Origin of the sequence: Candidatus Enterococcus murrayae, assembly GCF_017315985.1 — a bacterium.
Lineage (GTDB): Bacteria > Bacillota > Bacilli > Lactobacillales > Enterococcaceae > Enterococcus_A > Enterococcus_A murrayae.
In genome coordinates, this window is the sequence record NZ_JAFLVR010000031.1 from 59185 (window position 1) to 67528 (window position 8344).

General features: G+C 43.9%; 6 protein-coding genes, 20 tRNA genes, 1 riboswitch and 1 other annotated feature. Of the genes, 3 read left to right on the forward strand and 23 right to left on the reverse strand.

What is annotated here, in order from left to right:
• Positions 1-120: 120 nt before the first annotated feature.
• Positions 121-312, reverse strand: a binding site (T-box leader).
• Positions 313-449: 137 nt separating this feature from the next.
• The 3 genes from JZO85_RS13750 to mnmM are packed head-to-tail and all read left to right on the forward strand — an operon-like array spanning position 450 to position 2633.
• Positions 450-1109, forward strand: a complete 660-nt coding sequence (locus JZO85_RS13750; RefSeq protein ID WP_207109119.1) for a phosphatase PAP2 family protein — start codon at positions 450-452, stop codon at positions 1107-1109.
• The gene (mnmL, locus tag JZO85_RS13755) at positions 1106-2086 is read left to right on the forward strand and encodes a tRNA modification radical SAM protein MnmL/YtqA (RefSeq protein ID WP_207109120.1); all 981 of its coding nucleotides are present in this window, start codon (positions 1106-1108) and stop codon (positions 2084-2086) included. The genes JZO85_RS13750 and mnmL overlap by 4 nt, the downstream gene beginning before the upstream one ends.
• Positions 2061-2633 carry a tRNA 5-(aminomethyl)-2-thiouridylate-methyltransferase MnmM gene (gene mnmM, locus JZO85_RS13760; RefSeq protein WP_207109121.1) on the forward strand — a complete coding sequence of 191 codons (573 nt, stop codon included), beginning with the start codon at positions 2061-2063 and terminating at the stop codon, positions 2631-2633. Before mnmL ends, mnmM begins: the two co-directional genes overlap by 26 nt.
• Before the next feature lie 83 nt (positions 2634-2716).
• Here the strand turns inward: mnmM and JZO85_RS13765 are convergent, their stop codons facing one another.
• The 23 genes from JZO85_RS13765 to JZO85_RS13875 form a co-directional block, all read right to left on the reverse strand.
• Positions 2717-3499, reverse strand: coding sequence for an alpha/beta hydrolase (locus JZO85_RS13765; RefSeq protein ID WP_207109122.1), 783 nt, complete (start codon positions 3497-3499; stop codon positions 2717-2719).
• Between the two features lie 22 nt (positions 3500-3521).
• Positions 3522-5000: an MDR family MFS transporter gene (locus JZO85_RS13770; RefSeq protein ID WP_207109123.1), complete on the reverse strand. Its 1479-nt coding sequence runs from the start codon at positions 4998-5000 to the stop codon at positions 3522-3524.
• Between the two features lie 177 nt (positions 5001-5177).
• A complete protein-coding gene (gene metK / locus JZO85_RS13775; RefSeq protein ID WP_207109124.1) occupies positions 5178-6368 on the reverse strand; it encodes a methionine adenosyltransferase in 1191 nt (396 codons plus the stop codon).
• Positions 6366-6449: riboswitch (SMK box riboswitch) on the reverse strand. It overlaps the preceding gene by 3 nt.
• Positions 6450-6552: 103 nt before the next feature.
• Positions 6553-6624 (reverse strand) — tRNA-Glu (locus JZO85_RS13780).
• Between the two features lie 13 nt (positions 6625-6637).
• A tRNA-Ser gene (locus tag JZO85_RS13785) sits at positions 6638-6725 on the reverse strand.
• Positions 6726-6746: 21 nt separating this feature from the next.
• A tRNA-Ile gene (locus JZO85_RS13790) sits at positions 6747-6820 on the reverse strand.
• 16 nt (positions 6821-6836) lie between these two features.
• Positions 6837-6907, reverse strand: a tRNA-Gly gene (locus tag JZO85_RS13795).
• 10 nt (positions 6908-6917) lie between these two features.
• Positions 6918-6990: transfer RNA gene (locus JZO85_RS13800), tRNA-Phe, on the reverse strand.
• Positions 6991-6995: 5 nt separating this feature from the next.
• Positions 6996-7068: transfer RNA gene (locus JZO85_RS13805), tRNA-Asp, on the reverse strand.
• Positions 7069-7086: 18 nt separating this feature from the next.
• Positions 7087-7160, reverse strand: a tRNA-Met gene (locus JZO85_RS13810).
• Positions 7161-7175: 15 nt separating this feature from the next.
• A tRNA-Ser gene (locus JZO85_RS13815) sits at positions 7176-7265 on the reverse strand.
• 12 nt (positions 7266-7277) lie between these two features.
• A tRNA-Glu gene (locus JZO85_RS13820) sits at positions 7278-7349 on the reverse strand.
• 10 nt (positions 7350-7359) lie between these two features.
• Positions 7360-7433, reverse strand: a tRNA-Ile gene (locus JZO85_RS13825).
• An 18-nt stretch (positions 7434-7451) separates the two neighbouring features.
• Positions 7452-7522 (reverse strand) — tRNA-Gly (locus JZO85_RS13830).
• 1 nt (position 7523) lies between these two features.
• Positions 7524-7599: transfer RNA gene (locus tag JZO85_RS13835), tRNA-Asp, on the reverse strand.
• An 18-nt stretch (positions 7600-7617) separates the two neighbouring features.
• Positions 7618-7691, reverse strand: a tRNA-Met gene (locus JZO85_RS13840).
• 15 nt (positions 7692-7706) lie between these two features.
• A tRNA-Ser gene (locus JZO85_RS13845) sits at positions 7707-7796 on the reverse strand.
• Positions 7797-7811: 15 nt separating this feature from the next.
• Positions 7812-7885: transfer RNA gene (locus tag JZO85_RS13850), tRNA-Ile, on the reverse strand.
• A gap of 14 nt (positions 7886-7899) precedes the next feature.
• A tRNA-Met gene (locus JZO85_RS13855) sits at positions 7900-7973 on the reverse strand.
• A 12-nt stretch (positions 7974-7985) separates the two neighbouring features.
• Positions 7986-8058 (reverse strand) — tRNA-Ala (locus JZO85_RS13860).
• Positions 8059-8073: 15 nt separating this feature from the next.
• Positions 8074-8147: transfer RNA gene (locus JZO85_RS13865), tRNA-Pro, on the reverse strand.
• A gap of 3 nt (positions 8148-8150) precedes the next feature.
• Positions 8151-8224, reverse strand: a tRNA-Arg gene (locus JZO85_RS13870).
• A 13-nt stretch (positions 8225-8237) separates the two neighbouring features.
• A tRNA-Leu gene (locus tag JZO85_RS13875) sits at positions 8238-8323 on the reverse strand.
• Positions 8324-8344 lie beyond the last annotated feature (21 nt).

Here is an 8344-nt window from a genome sequence, read left to right on the forward strand (position 1 = left end):
CTAGCTCGGTGTAGGGGAATCAATTTTTTGACTCTCGCTACGCATACGATTTCACTAATCACGCAAAGCGTGAAAGTAGAACTCGCAAAAAAAGTCCTATGAAAGCTCGAAAAAGAGCTCTCATAGGACGTTATCAACGTGGTACCACCTATTTTTATCTGCCAAATGACAGACCTCAAAAGAAATAACGGTCTTTAACCGGATCCTACGATCATGCTCCAAGGTAAGTTCGAATCTTTCGCATACACGCTCACAGCACCGCGCGCTCTCTGAAATGCGTTCGTTCCTACTACTCCTCTTCTGGGCAGTAATATTCAAAGTAGTTCCATCTTAGCAGATTCCAAAATATTATTCAATTGAATTCCCCTTAAGAAATCTCAGAAAAAATTGTCCTATTAAGGAAACATGATATAATATTTCTGTTTAGAAAGGATGAATCAGACAAAGCAATGAAAAATAAACCCATCTACCAATTAATCGGCAGTTTCACCCTGCTGTTTTTTGCGGCCTTGTGCTACATTATCCGTTTTTATCCGGAAACTTTATCCGGCTTCGATCGCGGCATCATCCATGCGATCCATCAACTTCATCCGCAGATGAACAGCTATTTTTTGTGGGTGACAAAATTTGCCAACCCAATCACAATTATCATTTTGTCAATCGTGTTTGTCGGTTTGTTTTATTTCAATAAGCAAAAAGTCACAGCTTTATGGCTGGCAATCAGTATGGCACTAATCAGCGGGATCGGCAATCATTCGCTGAAGCTTTTTTTTCATCGGGCACGCCCAACGATCTTACCTCATATGGTGAGCGAACACAGTCTTAGCTTCCCAAGCGGCCATGCAACAGCCAGTACCCTATTATATGGTACCTTGATTTTTGTTATGGCTCTGTTCTTTAAGGAAAAAACACCGCGTTTAATCGCTCAGATTGTGGTCGGTTTATTGATTTTTAGTATCGTCGTCAGTCGAATTTATCTAGGGGTTCACTATCCGAGCGATGTTCTTGGTGGCGTACTCTTTAGCAGCAGCTGGCTGCTGTTTACCTACCCTTATTATAAACAAAAAAAATTAGCTTATGATCTCAAAGCGATTAGGAGACAAAAATGACCTTTCAATATAGTGATGATTCAACCAAACGGTATCATTCATGGAATTATGCATTACGCCAGCAGTTTGGCGGAAAAATCTTTAAAGTACCTGTAGATGGCGGCTTTGATTGCCCAAATCGCGATGGTACGGTCGCACATGGCGGTTGTACTTTCTGCAGTGTTTCTGGGTCTGGGGATATGATTGTCGCTCCTAGTGATCCGCTTCCTCAGCAATTTCACAAAGAAATCGATATGATGCACAAAAAATGGCCTAGCGTAGATCAATATATCGTTTATTTCCAAAATTTCACCAATACACATGCACCAGTCGAAGTGATTCGAGAACGATTTGAACAAGTTGTCAACCTTCCGGGTGTCGTTGGCTTATCTGTCGGCACTCGTCCAGATTGTTTGCCGCCAGAAGTCGTAGATTATTTAGCGGAACTCAATCAACGGCTCTATTTATGGGTCGAGCTAGGTTTGCAAACAACTTATGAATCTACGAGTGACAGGATCAACCGCGCTCATGACTACCCAACCTATGTTGACGCTGTTGCCCGTTTACGCAAGCACAATATCAATGTCTGCACCCATTTGATTAATGGACTTCCGGGTGAATCGTTAGATATGATGCGGGAAAATGTCCGCCGAACGATTTTAGACTCTGATGTTCAAGGCATCAAACTGCATCTGCTGCACCTGATGCGCAATACAAAAATGCTGCGAGATTATGCGGATGGACATTTACAGCTAATGAGCAAGGAGGATTACGTCACAGTCATTTGTGATCAGTTGGAAATGATTCCGCCAGAAATCATCATCCATCGTTTGACTGGTGATGCACCGTGGGATTCATTGATTGGGCCGATGTGGAGTCTGAAAAAATGGGAAGTCTTGAATGCGATTGATCAAGAACTGATCCGCCGCGACTCTTACCAAGGGAAATATTCCTTAAGAAAGGATTTAAAGCATGTTACTAACAGCGTTGCGTTTTAGTCATCAGTTGCTAAAAGAAACAGTTTCTGAAGGAGATCACGTGATTGACGCCACGATGGGAAATGGCAACGATACGCTTTTTTTAGCTGGATTAGTCGGTCCAACGGGGCACGTCTATGCTTTTGATATCCAAGAGCAAGCTGTTCAAAACACTCGTGAAAAACTAGCGGAATATGCCGAGCGTTCAACGCTTTTTCTTGCTGGGCATGAAACAATTGGAGAAACCATCCCTGTTGACCACCCCATCCAAGCAGCGATCTTCAATCTTGGGTACCTGCCGAAAAGCGACAAGCAGATTATCACGCTGCCAGAAACTACCAAACGAGCGATGTCAGCAATTTTGAAGCGCTTGACCGTTGGCGGACGAATGATCGTTGTCATTTATTACGGTCATAAAGGCGGCGAAGCCGAAAAAAATGAAGTGCTGCATTTTTGCCAAAACTTGCCACAAGAAAATTTCAGTGTCTTGAATTATCAATTCATCAATCAAAAAAATAATCCGCCAATTCTGCTTTGTGTAGAAAAAAAACGATCGGATCATTTTTAGTGCAGACAAGATAAAAAAAGATGACTTCAGATTTTCCACTCGGAAATTGAAGTCATCTTTTTTACTTATATCATAGTCGCTGTTTACACTTCATTAAACCATTCCAATACCCGTTTGATCCAAGTATCCCAAAACACCCAATCATGTCTGCCTGGTCCTTCTTCAAAGGTCACATCGAGGTTTTTCTGTTTCATTTTGTGAGCCATATACTGACTAGCAGGATACAACTCATCTTCGGTTCCGCATGCTAAGAAAAACCGAGGTGTCTTTTTTTGTGCTGCTACTAATTTATCCAATAAATACAGCGGATCATTTACGGAGCCTTGAATCTGATCCAACGGTCCAAAAATGCCTTGCCAATACGCCTCATTGCGTACCTGCAATAAGCTTTCTACATCTGCTAACACAACCGCACCGGATAATGACGCTACTGCCGCAAAATTTTCAGGTTTTGCCAACCCCAATTTTAACGCACCATAACCACCCATCGACAAGCCTGCTGCAAAAGTTTTTTCTCGTTTGCAAGTAATCTGAGGAAACAGCTCATGAACGATCGTTGGGAGTTCCTCCGAAACAAACGTCCAGTATTTCATATCGTAGGTCGTATCAGTATAAAATCCCAGATCCGTCGAAGGCATGACTACCGCCATCTGATATTCGGCCACGTAACGTTCGATCGAGGTACGACGCTCCCATACACTATGATTCCCCCCCATGCCGTGCAATAAATACAAGACAGGGACATCTTCGGTTATGCCAGCAGTCTCAGTTCCAATTTTTTTATGTGTAGTTTGAGGCAGGATCACATTCATTGCTACTTCCATTTGTAAAATGTTCGAATAGACATTCACCTGTAAAAAAGCCATTCAGCTAGAACCTCCAGTTCTTTTATTCTTCGTTTAGTTTAACACTTCTCGATTGTTTGCCAACCATAAAGCTGAAAACTAGTGCAAAAATAATCAGCAGCAGTCCTGCGAAATATACCCAATGCAAGCTGGAAAAAAGGACTTCTCGTAACTCTGCTCGCAGGCTCGCTTCAATTTGCAGCGCTGTATGGGGATTAATCAATCGATTCATAATATCTAGGTCAGTAATTCCTGCGTTTACTAATTGCTGTCCGTTTGCGATGTTCAAGATGATACCAAACAGTGAGACCATCACTGTCTGTCCTATCGTACGGGACAACGTATTAAATGATGTCGCTACACCGATTTCTTCTTTGGGCACACTGGCCTGTGCTTCTACCGTCGTAGTCGTGACCGCTAGACCATAACCAATCCCCAGAACACCCATGATGATGAAGAATACCCAAAAAGGACTCTGCATCGGTAATGCCAACAACGTTCCTCCACCAGCTAAAATAATGGTTAAACCAGCCATAATTATCCATTTTGCTGCATACTTGCGCAATAATTGTCCCGATAAAAAAGAACCATACATCCAGACAATCGACATCGGTGCTAAAACCAAGCCGCCAAGCCCCGCCGGCTTTCCTAACACCCCTTGCATCCACATAGGAATATAAACATCCAATCCCATTAAAAAGCCGCTTATCAAAGCAGCCACAATATTTACACTTGCAAAGGTGCGATTACTGAATAAATTCAAATTGATTACTGGATCCTCTGCACGTTTTTCCGTACGGATAAAAAGACCTAACGAAAGAACGCTCATCACAAATAAACCAATAACGGTTACAGTAATTCCATTGTCGCCTAAAAGCTGGAAACCCAGCAAAAGACTCACCAATGTCAACATAAGGAACATGCTGCCGAAAATATCCATTTTCTTAGCTTGATGTACTTTTTTCTCTTCCACAAAGAAGTATTGCAACAACACAATCAAGCCAAGACCAATCGGTACGTTGATGAAGAATATCCAATGCCAGCCAATCGTATCCACGATCAAGCCGCCAGCAAGAGGACCAAAAACACTAGCCACGCCCCAAGCAGCACTTGTTAAACCTAAAACCTTTGCCCGCTTCTCAATATCATATAAATCCGCAATAATCGTCAATGATACCGGCATAATCGCACCAGCACCAACTCCTTGAATCCCTCGAGCAATGATCAACGTCAACATTTCATTAGACATTCCACACAATGCTGAACCAAATACGAATAGTAAAATACCGACGATAAAAATTGGTTTTCTTCCAATTTTATCCGCCAGCTTCCCATAAATCGGTGTAATCATCGCATTTGTTAATAAATAAATTGAAAAGACCCAATTCATTATTTCAATCCCATGCAAACTACCCACGATCGTTGGCATAGCTGTCGTCACAATGGTTCCTTCAATCGCTGACATAAACGTTGCGATAAAAATCCCTGCAGTTACAACCTTTACATTCGTTTTTCTTTTCATTTTTCCCTCCATAACCATTTATCCTCTCATTCACACCCTATTAAGATACTGATGGTGCAACACTCTTCTTAATTGATTTTTTTGCTTAGTTAAAAAGACAAAAAGAGACGGTCCCATCGATCAATGACCAATAGAAACCGCCTCGTGAACTCCATAAATAATTTATGTCTGTACGATCTATGCCAAATTCAAACTTTTTTTCAACGCAGCAACTTTATCTACGTGCTCCCATGGTAGATCCACATCTGTGCGACCAAAATGACCATAGGCAGCTGTATCACTATAAATTGGACGTAATAAATCGAGCATCTCAATAATCCCAGCTGGTCGCAAATCAAAGTTTTCCCGAATTGCGCCAATCAAAGCTTCTTCAGAGACCTTAGCTGTCCCAAAAGTATTCACTGAAATAGAAACTGGCTGTGCTACACCGATTGCATAAGCAAGTTGGACTTCAACTTTTTCTGCTAGGTCGGCAGCTACGATGTTTTTAGCAATATAACGTGCAGCATAAGAAGCTGAACGGTCTACCTTGGTTGCATCCTTACCAGAAAAAGCACCGCCGCCGTGACGTGAATAACCACCGTAAGTATCAACAATGATTTTACGTCCAGTTAGACCAGCATCTCCTTGAGGTCCACCGATTACAAAACGACCAGTTGGATTGATAAAGTATTTTGTCTTCTCATCTAATAATTCAGCAGGAATTTCATGCTTGATCACTTTTTCCATTACATCTTTTTGAATCGTCTCGTTGTCAGCATCATCGTTATGTTGAGTACTGATAACGACTGTATCCACACGCAATGGCTTGCCATTTTCATCATACTCTACCGTTACTTGTGATTTTGCATCTGGCCCAAAGTAGACAACTTCACCAGACTTACGCAAATCAGCCAAACGCTTCACCAAATGATGACTCAACGAAATTGGTAAAGGCATCAATTCAGGTGTCTCATTTACTGCAAAACCAAACATAAGACCTTGATCCCCAGCACCGATATCATCCAACAATTCTTCTTTGCCACGAGTTTCTAAAGCATCATCCACCCCTTGTGCAATATCAGGTGATTGTTCATCGATCGCAACTAAAACAGCTACATTGTCTCCATCAAAACCAAATTTAGATTCTGTATACCCAATGCGTTTAATTGTTTCACGCACAACCTTTTGGATATCTACATACGCCGAAGTAGAAATTTCTCCAAAAACTAAAACAAGCCCAGTCGTTACAGATGTCTCACATGCAACTCTGGCTTTTGGATCTTTTTCCAAAATCGCATCCAAAATTGCATCACTGATTTGATCAGCAACCTTATCCGGATGTCCTTCTGAAACTGATTCAGATGTAAATAAACGACGTTCTTCCATTATATATATTCCCCCTAATTTTTATTCGGTTACAAGGAATCTCTGAGCTTTTCCAGAGCCTATCGGGAACTTGCAACGACTCGATTATAACAGAAAAACAGCTCCTGTCACCAATAAATCTTAAAACTTATAAAAATCTATTTTCAGAGCATAAAAAAAAGAGACGTTAGAAAACGTCTCAAAATGACCCGTACGGGACTCGAACCCGTGTTACCGCCGTGAAAGGGCGGTGTCTTAACCGCTTGACCAACGGGCCATAACAATAAAAACGGAGAAGGAGGGATTTGAACCCTCGCGCCGGTTTCCCGACCTACACCCTTAGCAGGGGCGCCTCTTCAGCCACTTGAGTACTTCCCCAAAAACCAAAAAGATTTTTAATGGGCCTAAATGGACTCGAACCATCGACCTCACGCTTATCAGGCGTGCGCTCTAACCAGCTGAGCTATAGGCCCTTCTTAAAAAACTAAAAGCGGGTGACGAGAATCGAACTCGCGACAACAGCTTGGAAGGCTGTGGTTTTACCACTAAACTACACCCGCAACTCTTATATGGCGCGGGACAGAATCGAACTGCCGACACATGGAGCTTCAATCCATTGCTCTACCAACTGAGCTACCGAGCCAGAAACGGTCCCGACGGGATTTGAACCCGCGATCTCCTGCGTGACAGGCAGGCATGTTAACCCCTACACCACGGAACCGTAATTTTTAGTTTTTAATTGCGGGAGCAGGATTTGAACCTACGACCTTCGGGTTATGAGCCCGACGAGCTACCAGACTGCTCCATCCCGCGATAATATTATTGAAAAGGAGGATAAGGGATTCGAACCCTTGCACGGTTTTACCCGCCTGACGGTTTTCAAGACCGTTCCCTTCAGCCGGACTTGGGTAATCCTCCAAATAAAAATAATGACCCGTACGGGACTCGAACCCGTGTTACCGCCGTGAAAGGGCGGTGTCTTAACCGCTTGACCAACGGGCCATGATTTTAATGGGCCTAAATGGACTCGAACCATCGACCTCACGCTTATCAGGCGTGCGCTCTAACCAGCTGAGCTATAGGCCCTTCTTAAAAAAAACTAAAAGCGGGTGACGAGAATCGAACTCGCGACAACAGCTTGGAAGGCTGTGGTTTTACCACTAAACTACACCCGCGTGGCGGTCCCGACGGGATTTGAACCCGCGATCTCCTGCGTGACAGGCAGGCATGTTAACCCCTACACCACGGAACCGTAATTTTTAGTTTTTAATTGCGGGAGCAGGATTTGAACCTACGACCTTCGGGTTATGAGCCCGACGAGCTACCAGACTGCTCCATCCCGCGATAATATTATTAAAAAGGAGGATAAGGGATTCGAACCCTTGCACGGTTTTACCCGCCTGACGGTTTTCAAGACCGTTCCCTTCAGCCGGACTTGGGTAATCCTCCGTAAAAGAGTCTCTATGGACCTTGTAGGACTCGAACCTACGACCGGACGGTTATGAGCCGTCTGCTCTAACCAACTGAGCTAAAGGTCCTGGCTCGAATGAAATCGCGGCGGAGGGGATCGAACCCCCGACCTCCCGGGTATGAACCGGACGCTCTAGCCAGCTGAGCTACACCGCGTTATTAATAAAATGGAGCCTAGCGGGATCGAACCGCTGACCTCCTGCGTGCAAAGCAGGCGCTCTCCCAGCTGAGCTAAGGCCCCATAATTTTGTTTCTATCGGGAAGACAGGATTCGAACCTGCGACCCCTTGGTCCCAAACCAAGTGCTCTACCAAGCTGAGCTACTTCCCGAAATGCACCCGAGAGGACTCGAACCTCTAACCCCTTGATTCGTAGTCAAGTACTCTATCCAATTGAGCTACGGGTGCGTTATTTAGTTAATGCCGAGGACCGGAATCGAACCGGTACGGTGATCACTCACCGCAGGATTTTAAGTCCTGTGCGTCTGCCAGTTCCGCCACCCCGGCGTTCTTCCCTGGTCTTCAGGA